Here is a 14,099-nt window from a genome sequence, read left to right as displayed (position 1 = left end):
AATGATATTAGATTTTACCTTCATCTATGTTCTCGAATCACCTGGCTAAACTCATTAACTGCATCATACTGATCCGCCATACGCGAATACTGGGCTAGCAATTCTATATCTAAATCTGGGAAGAAAGAACTTTGGGATGCTTTTTCATATTCCTCATCTCGCAAACAATAGACTGAAAGTAGCCCATCTTCCCAAAACCAGACTTCTGGAACTTTCAGACGCTTGTATATCTCCAACTTATTAATGCCGCCACTGGTGACAGTAATTTCAATAATCAAATCTGGAATCGGTTTTTTAGCCCCAAAGTTATAAGACTCATCTGGTTCTCGTCGCATACCATCTTTGCATTTGCCGAGTGTAGCACTTCCTCTCACGTAGAAGCGAATTTTCTTTTCTCTCAGGTATGCCTCTAACAAACGACTTGTAGTACTTTTAGCATCTTCATGGTCATCGGAAACTGGGGACATAATTTCTAAAATTCCATCCAAATAAGTTAGTCGCGCACCTGTACCTTCTAGGTCTACATCTAGCTTTTCTAGTTGATCCCAACTGACGTTATACAACAAAACATAGGATGTCTTTGGAGTGACAGGTTTGGCGATGACTGGAGAATTCATGGGGCGATCGCTCCTGGAGAGGTCTATAAGTATTACGGTATAGTAATTCTAGGCAAAATAAAGCGATCGCTCCTAGAGAGGTTTTATGTCCCTGACGCTTGAAGACTTGGAACAAATGCAGCAACAGCATCCCGACTATCGCATGGAACTAGTCAAGGGTAATATTGTTGTTTCGAGTCCATCAGGATACGAATCAGATGAAGTCGCAGCTGAAATGGTAGCCCAGTTACGTAACTGGGTTAGACCGCGCAAGCTGGGACGAACAGCAGCTTCTAGCGCCGGTTTCAGGTTGCCAAATTCAAATTTACGCGCACCGGATGCCTCATTTGTTTTAGCCGAACGCTTGCGTCGCAGTCCGAAGTCTTTTGCTCAATTGGCTCCCGATTTGACTGTAGAGGTGAAGTCCCCTAGTGATAATTTAGAGGATCTCAGAGCCAAGATTCAAGAATTTCTGAGTTTGGGAACTAAGGTAGGAATTTTGCTCAATCCAGATGAGCGGATTGTTGAAGTCTACAACTTTGGGCAAGAAGCAATAATACTTCGTGATGGCGATATTTTAACAGTTCCCGAACTGCTCCCAGGATGGGAAGTGCCAATTGCAGATTTGTGGCCTCCAGAGTTTGACTAGGATAGTGGTAACAATTCAAAGTTCAAAATTAAACACTTTTCAAACAGGGATTTAAACCCCGACTGTAGCAAAATCCCCTAGTGTAACTGAGACTGCCTGTAGACATAGGGGACTTAAACCCTTTAATTTACAATAAAATTATCAAAATTTGGCAACTGCGATAGTGATTTAGTCCCCTATCAGCCCAGGGACGGTAGAATATACCTAATTTTCGTAGCTTCAAAAGCCAAAATATGACGATGCATTCCACACTCCAACGTGCATTTACTAACCACCGCGTCCTGAAAGTGATTAGCGGCTTGAATAACTTCGACGCCGCTAGCGTCGCTGCTATTGTTAAAGCTGCTGAATTTGGCGGTGCTACTTTTGTCGATATTGCTGCCGATCCAGTCTTAGTGCAGCTAGCTAAAAGTTTGACAAATTTACCAATTTGTGTTTCAGCAGTAGAACCAGAAAAATTTGTGCAAGCTGTCGCAGCAGGTGCTGATTTAATTGAAATCGGGAATTTCGATTCCTTCTATGCTCAAGGACGCCGCTTTGAGGCTCCAGAAGTGCTAGCGCTGACTAAGCAAACCCGCGCTCTTTTCCCAGAAATCACCCTATCTGTCACCGTTCCCCACATTTTAGAACTAGATCAACAGGTACAGTTAGCAGAAGAACTGGTGAAAGCTGGAGCAGATATTATCCAAACCGAAGGCGGTACTAGCAGTAACCCAGTTCACCCTGGAACTCTAGGATTAATTGAAAAAGCTGCTCCGACCTTGGCAGCAGCTTTTGAGATTTCCCGTGTGGTGTTAGTACCAGTATTGTGTGCTTCAGGTATTTCTAACGTTACCGCACCATTAGCGATCGCAGCTGGTGCTGCTGGTGTTGGTGTTGGTTCCGCCATCAACCAACTCAATAGCGAAGTGGCAATGATTGCTGCTGTGCGTGGCTTAGTAGAAGCCTTAGCGACTGCTAACAACCGCGCGATCGCTTAGTTTTTAATGGGGAGTGGGGAGTGGTGAATATAAAAATTCCCTACTCCCTATTCCCTACTTCTTACTCCCCTCATCCCAAACAATCTTTCAGCGCATAAATCACCTGATCTTGCTGTTGTTGTGTCAGTTCTGGATACATAGGCAAGGATATAACCTCATGGCAAGCTTGCTCTGCTATCGGTAAGTCTCCAATTTGATAGCCCAGACTTTGATAAACTGGTTGTAAATGTAAAGGGTGGGGATAGTAAATCATTGAACTCACGCCCTGTTCTTGCAATTGACTACGCACCCAATCTCGATATTTGGCGCTAGAACCATTTCGCCCTTCGCCTGATATGCGAATAGTGTATTGATTCCATACCCCAACACCTTCAGGTAATTCTTGCGGTGGGACAATTCCCGGAACTTGACTAAGGAACTGATAGTAATAGTTGGCAATATCTCGTCGGCGATCGTTCCAAATATCTAAATAACGCAGCTTAATCTGCAAAATAGCTGCTTGGAGAGCATCCAAGCGGCTATTCACACCGATTTCTTCATGTAAATATCTAATTCTACTGCCATGATCTCGTAGTATTCGCAGTTTAGTGGCGATCGCAGGGTCATTAGTCGTTATTGCCCCGCCATCGCCGCAACCACCAAGATTTTTGGTAGGGTAGAAACTAAAGCAACCAATATGTCCAATGCTTCCTACTTTTTGATTAGCCCACATTGTCCCTGTAGACTGAGCGCAATCTTCAATTACTGATAAATTATGAGACTGAGCGATCGCCATCAATGATGTCATATCCACAGGTTGTCCAAATAGGTGAACTGGGATAATCGCTTTCGTTTTGGGTGTAATCGCTGCCGCTACTTGCTCCACATCCAAATTAAATGTAGTAGCGTCAATATCAACGAAAACAGGCTTTGCACCCACGGCACTAATTACTTCAGACGTAGCAATAAAGGTGAAAGGCGTTGTTATGACTTCATCGCCTGCACCAATGTCCAAGACTCGTAACGCTAAGTAGAGCGCATCAGTACCAGAATTACAAGCCACACATTGAGTAACAGTATTATAAGCAGCAAACTGTTGCTCAAAGCCTTCGACTAACGGACCGCCGATATAGCGACCAGAAGCCAGAACCTCTAAGACAGCTGCACTTACTTCTGCTTCGATGGTGGTGTATTGCTGCTTGATATCAAAGGCAGGGATAGGATTTACACTTTGGATCATGAGTTCTTATTTGATTGGGAGATACAAAGGATGCACTTCGAGAGTCAATTTTTGCTAATTGAATTGTTAATCAAAAAGGAGCTACTAAAAGACTATCGCCCAAGATACGCATCTATTAGGGTTTTTACTTAAATTGTGGCGCCAGAAACTACCGCACATTTAATTTACAGATAATAAGCATACTAGGTGTTTGCCATGTTAAGGTTGTACCATTTTTGAATTTTGAATTGATAAAGGTAATATATATCAACCAAGATCCAACACATCGGATCAAAGTTCCAGGTGTGTGGGCTGCTTTGAAAAGGAAATACCAGGAGATGGAGATAGAGAACCCATGCAGGAGTTGATCAAGCTGGATTTCGTGGATTTAGCTATTGCTGTAGGATTGATGGCGATCGCCATTGGTTTATCTGCCTGGGAAAAATTAGGACTAGAGTTAAACTTAGCTCTTGCTACTGGGAGAACCATCTTACAACTACTTGTATTGGGATACATTTTAGATTTCATCTTGGCTTTAGACAATGCTTGGGCAGTTTTGGCGATATTAACAATAATGCTGACAATTACGGCGATTGTCGCACGAAATCGGATCAGCCAAAAAATTCCTTATATATTGCCTTTAGTGTGGGGTGCAATTTTAATTAGTACCGTACTGACAGTGCTTTACACCAACTTCTTGATCGTTCAACCAGAAAGATGGTATGAACCACAGTATGTAATTCCCCTAGCAGGGATAGTCTTAGGTAATGCTACCAATGCAGCTGCGATCGCAGGCGAACGTCTTGTCAGCACCATAAATTCCAGCCATCTCGAAATAGAAACCCATTTGAGCTTAGGCGCAACGCCCCAGCAAGCAGTTAGCCAATATCGCAAAGATGCCATCAGAGCCGGATTGATTCCGACTCTCAATCAAATGCTCCTCATCGGTATGGTAGCAATACCAGGAATTACCACCGGACAGCTATTAGCTGGTGTGAAACCTTTGGATGCTGTATCCTACGAAATTTTAATTATATTTATGGTTGCTTTCGCTAATTTGTTGACAACACTTTTAGTCACGAAGGGGTTGTGTCGTCAATTTTTCAATTCTGCCGCCCAGTTGGTGAAGTGAAGCGGTTAATTTACAATTTTCCTGATTTGGTACGATGTATGAAGGATTTTAAACCTACATTGTTTTGTGCAACATACCCATCCCCAGATTTTAATCATCAGGTTTTGATTAGCAATGGCTCCACCCGCACTTCTCTACGAGACGCTCCGCGAACGACAAAGCTCAGTGACTACCGCAGGTATCGCAATTAATAGTCTTGAAATAATGATGATAGCTTGATAATGGGAGTGCTAAAAAGATTTTCGGTATATTACCTGTGTTTAGACGTTAATAGTGTTTTCACAACAAGGTAAATTAAAATGGCATTTAGTAATTACAAAAGTATTAGTGCGGTAATTAAAAAATTTCAAATCAAATATGTACAGTCTAATTTTATACTGGAAGTAGATTTTCCAGTTAAACAGTCTTTCAAAGAAGAATTAGATTTGCTATTTACAGATGGAGTTATTGATAATTCTGAAGATGCTATTTGTGAAAATCTCATCTATCCAGTATTGAAAGAAGTATGGAAAACTTACCGAAGTAAATTAACACTTTGGAGTCACGAAACATTAGCTTACGATGAAGATTTATCAGGCGTTCCAGACTATACGGTGACACAGCGAAACCCTCTGGGTACGATTGTTTTTGATAAACCTTATTTTTTGACGGTTGAAGCTAAACAGGACAAATTTGAAGAAGGTTGGGGTCAGTGTTTAGCTGAAATGATTGCAGTCCAGCGAATTAATGATGATTTTGCTAGTGATGTTTTTGGGATTGTTTCTAACGGGAAAATATGGCAATTTGGAAAGTTGATTGCTAATGTGTTTACTCGAAATAAAAATTTGTATGTGATTCAAGATTTAGATAAATTATTTGCTGCGGTTAATTATATTTTTCAACAAGCAGTTCTAATGGAAGCACTCAAGCGACCAGATACAAATGATCAATAACCTATGCAATCAAGTTATCTTTGTAGCGATGTATTAGAGCTTAGTTATGCCAACCCTAGCTTCATCAAATCCTCCAGAAGTCCAGCAATATATAGCTGCTTTTCAGGCAGTAAATAATCTGACAGATAATCATATTCAAATGCTCCAGATTCACTATGATGCACCTGAGCAAAAAATAACTGCAAAACAACTTTCTCAAGCTATAGGCTACAGCCACCATACAACAGCAAATATGATGTATGGGCGTTTAGGTCGGTGAGCAGTTGGGTTACAGCCCAGAACCAGAGAAGTTAGGCACACTGGTCACATTTGAGAAACGCAAAGGTGAGTGGCACTGGGTTTTAAGACCTGAAGTTGCACAGGCTCTAGAAACACTGGGATGGGTTGTACGCAGTACAACAGAACTATCTAATGAAGCTCTTTGCGAAAAGATTTTCAATGAATTAGTTTATGACCAAGACAATCGCAGTCCTCCTGATAATCGAAGACGGGCACAGTTCAAAATTGGATGGGAAAATGCAACTCTACAGCGAAGATATTACACTGATGAAACGTTGAATGCAGTTTTTACGTGGAACAATTTGGGTTATCGCTTTGGAGCAAAGTTAGGACATCGATCGGAATTAGAAATTAACAAAGTCTATGATTTTCTTGCTCAACGATACTTAATAAAAGGCGCTGAGTTAAGCTCTGAAAACACTGCCAGGTTTTTTCCTGATGAGTTAGATTCATCGGAAATATTTCGTGAAGGAGCGGTACGCCAAGTTTCAGTCAACGCTTATGAGCGAGATTCTAAAGCTCGACAAAAATGTATTGATTATTACGGTTCAAGTTGCTCTGTTTGCGATTTCAATTTTGGCAAAGTATTTGGGCAATTCGGCGAAGGTTTTATTCATGTGCATCATCTACGCCCTATTTCAGAAATTGCTGAGGAATACAATGTTGATCCTGTGAAAGATTTACGTCCTGTCTGTCCAAACTGCCACGCTATGATTCATCGCCGTTCCCCTCCACTCAGTATTGAATAAATCAAAGGGTTATTAGATACTTCTGATCGTAGTGATTTCGCTACCTAACGTTACGTTGGATTTGCCCAAAATCAAAAATTCCTAACTCCTAACTCCTAACTTTTCTACCCGCCTAAAGTCCGCGTATAAATTACCTGACCTTGGGAATCATAAAGGAAAAGAGACAAGTTGGCATTTTCACCAATTACAGCTAGGGCTTCTCGTAATATTTGTAAGTGATTGGTAATATCAACAGCAGTATCCGAGTTCTTAGAATAAGGATTAGCCAAGTTATTTTGCCTTATTTGGTCATACTCAGGGGTTAGCCGGACAATAATTCCTGCATTGTCTATGCTAAAGGTGCAAATCCGAATTCCATTAATACAGGTTTTATCTAAGTCAGTGCGAGTTTGTTGCAAACTACTAATAACTTGTACTTTTTCTTGTGCTTGCTTGAGGGCTGTTGAGTAAGGTTCGATAAGAGACTGAGCCTGAGTGTAGTACAAGCTATCTTGGGAAATCTTTTTAGCAGTTTGCAAAGCCTGATTCCAGTATGTCGCTGCTGCTTGCCATTGGTTTTGTTGCTCATATACTTTGGCTTGCTTGGCAGCGCTAAGGACTTGTTGGTAGGCTTTAACAGCTAATCGTTGTTTAGTAGCGCGATCGCGTGCCGCCACTAACTTAGGTTTATAATCTACCAACAGCTTTTCGGCTTCTTGGTATCCAGAGCTAGTTAGGGGAATGCTATTCAAGGCATTAATGGCCACCAGCCAAGTAGACTGCACCTTTTGCCAGTCATTCAAAGATTTAGCACTAGCTTCCCGATTCTCAGCTGCACTAGCTACAGCTTTTGCTGCCGTTAGTTTTTTTAGCCATTTTTCCTCCGTAACTATCTGCTGATTTACAGCGTGCAAACGGACACGATAATTAAGTAATTTACCTTGCACCAGTCCATAGAGTTCATTACTGGAACTTATAGTTTCTAGTGGCGCTATAGCCTGTCGCCATAAGTGTTGCCTAGCTTGTAATTCCTCTAGGCTAGATGCAGGAGTTTGAACTTTTTGTGTCGCCAAAGATCCCATCTCCAAAGCCTTTACCACCTGGCTGATTTTTTCTGACCGTCCAGACAAACTTGCTTTTAGTTCTTCTGATACCTGGTAACGAGGCGACCAACTAGGAATTGCATTCAAGGCTGCACTGGCTACCGCAAGTTGTTGTTGTACAGGTACTAATTCTTTTTCAGACTTGGCGCGGCGCATTAGTTGCGGGGATTCTGTTTTTAATTGCTCGGCATTTTGTATTTCTTTACACTCAGACATCACACAAGGGCGAGTCAATAAGTAAGCACCGCCCCCTAAGACTACAACTCCCACCAAAGCTGCACCCAGTAAGATGGATTTGATTTGAGATGCTGGCTTTAAAGTCGGCAAATTCGGCGCATCTGCAAACGGATCAAACAGTTCCTCCTCATCAATCTTATCGATTGATGGAGAATAGGTAATAGCTGATGAAGAAAGAGTAGAAAAGTATTGCCCCTCTGCTCCCCCTGCCTCCCCTGCCTCCCCTGCCTCATCTCCCCCTCCCCCCGTCTCTTTCAAAGGCAAGAAACATTTCGCATAAGGGAGTTGTTCACCAAAAACTCTGAGGAAACATTGCACTCGCCGCTCTCTGTGGGGTGCTAGAGACTGAAGTACTTCCTCAATTACTGCAAAGATTATCTGAGTATCAACTATTACATTTGATTCGTGTTGGGTTAAAATCATTAGCTCGTCTTTATTGACGACACACTTAACCTCGAAGACTTCAGCCGTTGAGACTTCTGCAAGTAATTGTTCTTGCAAAGTTTTGGTTAAAAGCTGTAAATCTTCCTGCTGGACTGCTACTTTCATAGAGCTTTCCCGCTTAATTTCTATATTGTTTTGATTATCTTTAAGAGAAGAAAATGAACTTTTGAGGTTTGTTGAATGCAAATGCACAGTTTAACCAACCACAGCCTGAAAATCTGAACGACCAACGTTCTAACACACATTCGGACTTTTCACCAAAAATAAAAAAAGCAATTATTGTTCGCATTGCTACATTTTCATAGTGCTAGATGCAAAGTTAAATTATCTGTCTTTAGATGTAAATTACAAATAAAAAATGGGAATAATAGAATTTTTGAGTATTTTAACTGCATTATGTCCGGACAATAAAATACACAGGAGCTAATGCTCTGCAAGATTCTAGTTGCACAGTTGCAACAAATTTATCTAAAGGTTAAGGAAACAATGCTAAGTCAAAGGGTTTTGACAGAAATGGTAGTTATCTTCTATGCTAGGAAACTTACTGAAGAGATAAATTACATGTTGTGACTCTAGCGCCAACAGGTTGGCTATCAAAATTAATCTGCCTCATTGGCTGAAATCGATAAAATTGATGTGAAAAATAAATTTTTATAGCTGCCAAAAGCTTAATTCTAAAAGAAAAGTGCTGCAAAATATTAAGACAGCATTAAGCAAAGGCTGGGAAAGTGTAAATACAAGGTGTATCAATGGATTTATTAGAGTATCAAGTTAAAGAGTGGTTTGGCAAGATAGGCATTCCTGTATTGCCTTCGCAACGAATTGACCATCCCACAGATTTAAAACGTTTAAAAATTCGCTTTCCAATTGTACTGAAATCTCAAGTACATGGAGCGGAACGGGCAAAAGCAGGTGGAGTCAGATTTGCGGAGACTACAATTGATGCGATAGCAGCTGCCCAAAATATCTTTAGTTTACCAATATGGGGGGAGTTGCCAGAAGTTGTGCTGGCAGAATCCCAATACGACGCCAACCAGGAATTTTATCTGGCGGTGGTTTTAGATACTGCTGTTTGCCGACCAGTACTTTTAGGTTGCAAGGAAGCAGACATTGATTGGGAATCGGCTGGGGAAAGAATGCACCATGTTGTCGTGGAACAGGAATTTTCGCCATTTTATGCCCGACGACTGGCTTTGAAAATGGGTTTGCAGGGGACGCTGATGCAGTCGGTAAGCTGCGTTGTCCAGAAGATGTACCAGTTATTTGTGCAAAAAGACCTGGATTTAGTCGAAATCAATCCCTTGGCTGTGAGTGCTACTGATCAAGTTATGGCTCTTAATGGTAAAGTCAGGGTCAACGAACGGTCGATCAAGCGTCATCCCGACCTCACCGAGATGGCGGCAAAAATCATCAGTCGTCATACCAGTACTGAGATAGATGGTATATCGGGCGACTGGGATGGTGTGAAAATGCACGGAAAAATCGGTATTTTAGGTAATGGTACTGGTTCAGTGATGGCAACTTTGGATTTAGTCGCTAACGCTGGTGGCAATCCAGGTCTTTGTTTGAATCTACGTCATGCTTTCCTCACTGATACTACACCAACTACTTTCCGCGATCGCCTAGAGACAGGTCTAAAAATCCTAGAGGCTGATAACAGCATTCAAGTAATATTAATTAACTTTCTGGGTAGCATTCCTCAAACAGAGGAAGTGGTTGAAGTTATAGCTAGAGTTGTACAGCAAGATAACAACGAACTTAACTCACAGGTTGTGCATTCTAATGGTGGTAAAAGTCGGCGAGAGCAGAATTTTTCACCCTTAGTTGTCCGTCTTGCTGGTTCGGAATTTGATGCTGCGAGAAAGTATTTAGCAACATTAAAAACCCCTAGTAATGCGCTCCTTGTTGTAGAAAATTTAGATGAGGCAGTCGCGGCAGCAGTTCGTCTGGCTAAACCAACAGCTAATAAGAGGTAATGAGTGTCACATTCTTAAAATTCAAAATTAAAAAAAAATTGAATCAATACGACACTGTAAATATGTCGTTTTTATGCCCAGTGCCATAGACCACTGGGTTGCCAAACTTACGGTAATTTTTTATGAACCTAACGCCAGACAGCAAAGTATTAATTCAAGGCTTTTGTGAATTTATCTCAGGCACTCATGTTGCTCAAATGAAAGCTTATGGTACGAACTTAGTAGCAGGTGTCAATCCTGGATGTGGCGGACAGGAACTGCATGGACTGCCAGTATTTGACTTAGTAGAGGAAGTAATAGAACACTTTGGGGTAATTGACACAACAATTATCTGTGTAGATCCTTACGACGTGCTAGATGCGGCATTAGAAGCGATCGCTTCTAATATTCGCCAGATCATTATTATCACTGCTGGCGTGCCACCTTTGGATATGGTGCAATTACTCCGCAAAGCCGAAGCCTGTGAAACTTTGGTAGTCGGGCCAAATAGTCCGGGAATCATTGTGCCGGGGAAAATTCTTTTAGGTACTCAACCAAGCGAATTTTATACTCCTGGGGGAGTGGGGATCGTTAGTCGTAGTAGCACCCTTACCTACGAAATCGCCTACGAATTAACAAAAGCAGGTTTGGGGCAGTCGATTAGTGTCAGTATTGGTAGTGATGCGATCGTTGGTTCCTCCTTTCTCCAATGGCTGCAAATTCTCGATGAGGATGAAACTACAGAGGCGATCGTTTTAGTTGGTCAACCTGGCGGTGGTAGTGAAGAAGCAGCAGCCCGGTACATTACCGAGGCAATTGATAAACCAGTAATTGCCTACATTGCAGGTAGACTTGCACCACCAGGAAAAACTTGGCGTCAAACTGGAACTTTAGCAACAGTTATCGGACGCGATCCTAACTTTGGCACTGTCCAAAGTAAATTAGCTGCTTTAAAAGAAGCGGAAGTTCCAGTAGCTGAACGTCCTTCTCAAATTCCAGAATTATTGAGAAAGGAGATTAGCTAATGACAAAAAGCCAAGCAATAATCAAGCTTCGTTTGCCAGTTTTAATGCATGAGTAATAGCGATCGCACTCACGCTGAATCAACAATAGAAGCTTCCTAGCGATCGCTCAGAGGCAAATTTTCTTAGAGGAAAGTCGGCGAACAGGGTATCTACTATTAAAATTTTCGAGAGAAGTTTGCCAGAGGAGCTTTTATACTTGCAAAAAACCTAATATATCACCAGGACAATTATCTGAGGGCGAAGCATTTTTCTCTTGCTATTCATATTACCGCTCAAGCCAAAATCAAATATTTAGATCGCGTAGAGCCAGACGAATTTGCTCCAAACGCCTGCGATTAACACCAAGATCCGACTCTCCCACGCGAGCTGCCGAGCGCACATGAATTACCGACTCATTGGGAGGGAAATAAAACTCTACATCATCAATAAATTTGAAGATGCGGCTTTTAGAAAGAGCGTGGATGTAATTATCTGTTTGTTCTATAACTTCTGTGCGGGGAACGACGGTAAGAGTTTTTAGTAAGGTTTTTCGTGCTGCATCACGATCTATATGATAGGCAATTGGGTCAATGGCATGTTTGGGATCGCCATCTTGACTCACAACACAGTTGTCTGAAGCCGGACAAGAACTAAGATGACCATTATCAACTCCCAAAGCAGAAGAGGTAGCCCAAGCTGCGGTAGGAAGTATTAAAGTATTAATCAAAGTTAGCAATATTACAAAAGCGATACTCCGCAGGAGTCGCTGCGCGAAGGCTGTTAGCAGACGAAACATTATAAAATTCACTCCTCAAGGTTTGAATAGCAGACAATCTCTAAATACGGAATCGGTGTTCTAGTGGTCTGTCTCATTAAATATCATGGCTAAACTAATTCTTAGTTTTTCTTCCTTTGCGTCTTCTCTTCGAGAGGCTTCTCTACGAGAGGCTACGCCAATGCCAATGCGGTTCGTTTCTCAACCCCTTCAAAATTAAAGTCTTTTGTACTTTTGACTTCCGCCTTGCACTACTAGTAAAGTATCACCCCTTGGTTATAAGCATTTACAAAACTCGTGTAGTCATACTCAACTTGAGTTGCATAGTCCACCGCAAAGTTAACAATTTCGTCTTTGAATACAACCTTGTTACCACTAACAATATCAGTCACTTCTTTGTCAACGCTTACGGGAACAATAGCAGCATCATAGTCTTTATCAGAGATTGCATGGTTCTTGGCAACAACCTTCCCCGCATACCCCATCGCATCCATAAATTTTGATTTAGTGGTTAGCAATGTATAGTCAAAGTCCACTTGGTAAGGTGATTTTTCATGTACCAGAAAGGGGATACCATTGACCGTAGTGTAGCCAACTAAAGGGTCACTATTGGAAAGCATTGCTTTAGTGGCGATTGCCACCCTCGCCCCTTCTTGATTTCCGTAAACTGAAGTTGGCAGCAGACCTGGAACTGCGATCGCCTCCGGTGGGCGGAACGCCATCGCAACTGCACTACTACCTTCTTGCTTCATCTCCAAAATGCGATCGTCGTCGGTTCCTGAACTTGGCCCCTCAATTAGCAGGTAATATCGGTACTTACCAAGACTACCAGTGCCTGAACCTAATTTTAGCCGAATGTCTTTGAGAGCATAATAACTATTGCTATAGCGTTTACTGCTAGGAATTGAGGCAATGTAACTGCTCATAGCCCTAGCAATGTCGGAATAGGTGCTACTGGATACAGGCTGAAGTTCTGAGGTAGTCTGGAATACTCGATTGTTAGTGTTATTTAACTGCGTGTACTTATTTAGCGAGCTAGAACGGCTGTTATCTGATGCCTTTTGAATCAAATCTTTGACCACACCGTTTGTATTGCCAGATTCCAAACGGTATGAAAGTTCGTCGTTAGTTCCCTTAAAGTCACTCATCTGGTTCAAATAAGCATCCAAAAAATTACGGACAATATCTTGAGCGTCACTTGAGTTAAGACCGTTCTCTTTAGCTGCCAACAAGATAGAGACTGCCATTCGTCGCAAGTCCCAAACATAGGGGCCAAGATAGCCTTCATCAAAATCAGTGGTGTCAAAAACGTTGTTGTCGTTGCTATCTCTTATCCCTCCAAGATTTTGCAGATGCATATCTCCCTCTAACCAGATAGCTGAAGTTGAAGAATTCACAAATCCTGAACTTGGCAAGGTCTGCATATCACGATAAAAAATGTGATCTGTCCCCCGATAAAAGGCGAAAGGGCTAGCCTTCATCTTTTGCATTTTTGTTGCTAGTTCTTGAGGCAATTGAGAAGCAAAGGGATGATTGTATTGATAAATTTCATTCTCCACCCAAGTTGAACGGACAGTTGCAGCTTGACTTGGAGATATAAACCCCAAAATTAAAATTAAGACAAATACAATTGCAGATATAGATATGTATTTTTGCATGACAGGCTCTTAAATGTAAAAAAATTGACTCTTGTTAGACTCTTGTATAGAGACAATCATCCAACCACAATTCTTTTAGCACCTGGAGCCATAATTTAGTAAGTCATCTAAAGCACAATGCAACAAGTATTCATAGTAAAGAATTCAAAAAAGTAAAATTATTCATCTCCAACTCGTTGAAACTCGTTAGGTTGGAAGTCAGTTGTTTTTAAACTACCGCATACTCAACTGAGAATGCGCTGCCAGAATTAAGCGTTATTATCATTGACACTAAAAAACGCCCTCCCAAAAGGGAGAGCGCTTTTTAATTTAACTAAACTTCAGAATTAACCGTTGATAGCAGGAGCGCTCATTGCGACAGGAGCAACATCACCAGCAGCCAAATCTAAGGGGAAGTTGTGAGCGTTACGCTCGTGCATTACTTCCATA

General features: G+C 41.6%; 13 protein-coding genes and 1 pseudogene. 8 read left to right on the top strand and 6 right to left on the bottom strand.

What is annotated here, in order from left to right:
- Positions 1-20: 20 nt before the first annotated feature.
- Entirely contained in the window at positions 21-617 is a 597-nt protein-coding gene (locus tag V7K25_RS26950) for a Uma2 family endonuclease (protein ID WP_335162303.1), read from the bottom strand.
- Positions 618-702: 85 nt separating this feature from the next.
- On the opposite strand from V7K25_RS26950, the gene V7K25_RS26945 reads away from it, so the two are divergent.
- Together V7K25_RS26945 and V7K25_RS26940 are read left to right on the top strand one after the other, a co-directional pair.
- Positions 703-1,245 (top strand): Uma2 family endonuclease, encoded by a 543-nt coding sequence (locus V7K25_RS26945; RefSeq protein ID WP_335162301.1) that lies wholly within the window; start codon positions 703-705, stop codon positions 1,243-1,245.
- Between the two features lie 233 nt (positions 1,246-1,478).
- Positions 1,479-2,225: a DUF561 domain-containing protein gene (locus V7K25_RS26940; RefSeq protein WP_335162299.1), complete on the top strand. Its 747-nt coding sequence runs from the start codon at positions 1,479-1,481 to the stop codon at positions 2,223-2,225.
- 70 nt (positions 2,226-2,295) lie between these two features.
- Here the strand turns inward: V7K25_RS26940 and V7K25_RS26935 are convergent, their stop codons facing one another.
- Positions 2,296-3,444, bottom strand: a complete 1,149-nt coding sequence (locus V7K25_RS26935) for a DegT/DnrJ/EryC1/StrS family aminotransferase (protein ID WP_335162297.1) — start codon at positions 3,442-3,444, stop codon at positions 2,296-2,298.
- A gap of 334 nt (positions 3,445-3,778) precedes the next feature.
- On the opposite strand from V7K25_RS26935, the gene V7K25_RS26930 reads away from it, so the two are divergent.
- The 4 genes from V7K25_RS26930 (at position 3,779) to V7K25_RS26915 (ending at position 6,515) form a co-directional block, all read left to right on the top strand.
- A complete protein-coding gene (locus tag V7K25_RS26930; RefSeq protein ID WP_335162363.1) occupies positions 3,779-4,555 on the top strand; it encodes an ABC transporter permease in 777 nt (258 codons plus the stop codon).
- 299 nt (positions 4,556-4,854) lie between these two features.
- Positions 4,855-5,487, top strand: coding sequence for a hypothetical protein (locus tag V7K25_RS26925; protein ID WP_335162295.1), 633 nt, complete (start codon positions 4,855-4,857; stop codon positions 5,485-5,487).
- A 46-nt stretch (positions 5,488-5,533) separates the two neighbouring features.
- Positions 5,534-5,746, top strand: coding sequence for a hypothetical protein (locus tag V7K25_RS26920; protein ID WP_335162293.1), 213 nt, complete (start codon positions 5,534-5,536; stop codon positions 5,744-5,746).
- Between the two features lie 4 nt (positions 5,747-5,750).
- The gene (locus tag V7K25_RS26915; protein ID WP_335162290.1) at positions 5,751-6,515 is read left to right on the top strand and encodes an HNH endonuclease; all 765 of its coding nucleotides are present in this window, start codon (positions 5,751-5,753) and stop codon (positions 6,513-6,515) included.
- A 104-nt stretch (positions 6,516-6,619) separates the two neighbouring features.
- Here the strand turns inward: V7K25_RS26915 and V7K25_RS26910 are convergent, their stop codons facing one another.
- Entirely contained in the window at positions 6,620-8,383 is a 1,764-nt protein-coding gene (locus V7K25_RS26910) for a hypothetical protein (protein ID WP_335162288.1), read from the bottom strand.
- A gap of 644 nt (positions 8,384-9,027) precedes the next feature.
- On the opposite strand from V7K25_RS26910, the gene V7K25_RS26905 reads away from it, so the two are divergent.
- Both V7K25_RS26905 and V7K25_RS26900 read left to right on the top strand, forming a co-directional pair.
- Positions 9,028-10,254: a succinate--CoA ligase subunit beta gene (locus tag V7K25_RS26905; RefSeq protein ID WP_335162286.1), complete on the top strand. Its 1,227-nt coding sequence runs from the start codon at positions 9,028-9,030 to the stop codon at positions 10,252-10,254.
- A gap of 122 nt (positions 10,255-10,376) precedes the next feature.
- Positions 10,377-11,258, top strand: a complete 882-nt coding sequence (locus V7K25_RS26900; RefSeq protein ID WP_335162284.1) for a succinate--CoA ligase subunit alpha — start codon at positions 10,377-10,379, stop codon at positions 11,256-11,258.
- Between the two features lie 283 nt (positions 11,259-11,541).
- Here the strand turns inward: V7K25_RS26900 and V7K25_RS26895 are convergent, their stop codons facing one another.
- The 3 genes and pseudogenes from V7K25_RS26895 to V7K25_RS26885 all read right to left on the bottom strand — a co-directional run.
- Positions 11,542-12,033 (bottom strand): DUF1499 domain-containing protein, encoded by a 492-nt coding sequence (locus V7K25_RS26895; protein WP_335162282.1) that lies wholly within the window; start codon positions 12,031-12,033, stop codon positions 11,542-11,544.
- A gap of 233 nt (positions 12,034-12,266) precedes the next feature.
- Entirely contained in the window at positions 12,267-13,670 is a 1,404-nt protein-coding gene (locus V7K25_RS26890; RefSeq protein WP_335162280.1) for a DUF2252 domain-containing protein, read from the bottom strand.
- A gap of 326 nt (positions 13,671-13,996) precedes the next feature.
- Positions 13,997-14,099: pseudogene (locus V7K25_RS26885) on the bottom strand (photosystem II protein D1); the annotation flags it as partial.

Origin of the sequence: Nostoc sp., from assembly GCF_036919495.1 — a bacterium.
In the GTDB taxonomy this organism is placed as follows: Bacteria; Cyanobacteriota; Cyanobacteriia; order Cyanobacteriales; family Nostocaceae; genus Nostoc.
This window is presented reverse-complemented; position numbering and strand designations above follow the sequence as displayed.

Bases quoted from the DNA above. Each gene is read 5' to 3' on its own strand.
- V7K25_RS26950 (WP_335162303.1), bottom strand. From the start codon at position 617: ATGAATTCTCCAGTCATCGCCAAACCTGTCACTCCAAAGACATCCTAT.
- V7K25_RS26945 (WP_335162301.1), top strand. From the start codon at position 703: ATGTCCCTGACGCTTGAAGACTTGGAACAAATGCAGCAACAGCATCCC.
- V7K25_RS26940 (WP_335162299.1), top strand. From the start codon at position 1,479: ATGACGATGCATTCCACACTCCAACGTGCATTTACTAACCACCGCGTC.
- V7K25_RS26935 (WP_335162297.1), bottom strand. From the start codon at position 3,444: ATGATCCAAAGTGTAAATCCTATCCCTGCCTTTGATATCAAGCAGCAA.
- V7K25_RS26930 (WP_335162363.1), top strand. From the start codon at position 3,779: ATGCAGGAGTTGATCAAGCTGGATTTCGTGGATTTAGCTATTGCTGTA.
- V7K25_RS26925 (WP_335162295.1), top strand. From the start codon at position 4,855: ATGGCATTTAGTAATTACAAAAGTATTAGTGCGGTAATTAAAAAATTT.
- V7K25_RS26920 (WP_335162293.1), top strand. From the start codon at position 5,534: ATGCCAACCCTAGCTTCATCAAATCCTCCAGAAGTCCAGCAATATATA.
- V7K25_RS26910 (WP_335162288.1), bottom strand. From the start codon at position 8,383: ATGAAAGTAGCAGTCCAGCAGGAAGATTTACAGCTTTTAACCAAAACT.
- V7K25_RS26905 (WP_335162286.1), top strand. From the start codon at position 9,028: ATGGATTTATTAGAGTATCAAGTTAAAGAGTGGTTTGGCAAGATAGGC.
- V7K25_RS26900 (WP_335162284.1), top strand. From the start codon at position 10,377: ATGAACCTAACGCCAGACAGCAAAGTATTAATTCAAGGCTTTTGTGAA.
- V7K25_RS26895 (WP_335162282.1), bottom strand. From the start codon at position 12,033: ATGTTTCGTCTGCTAACAGCCTTCGCGCAGCGACTCCTGCGGAGTATC.
- V7K25_RS26890 (WP_335162280.1), bottom strand. From the start codon at position 13,670: ATGCAAAAATACATATCTATATCTGCAATTGTATTTGTCTTAATTTTA.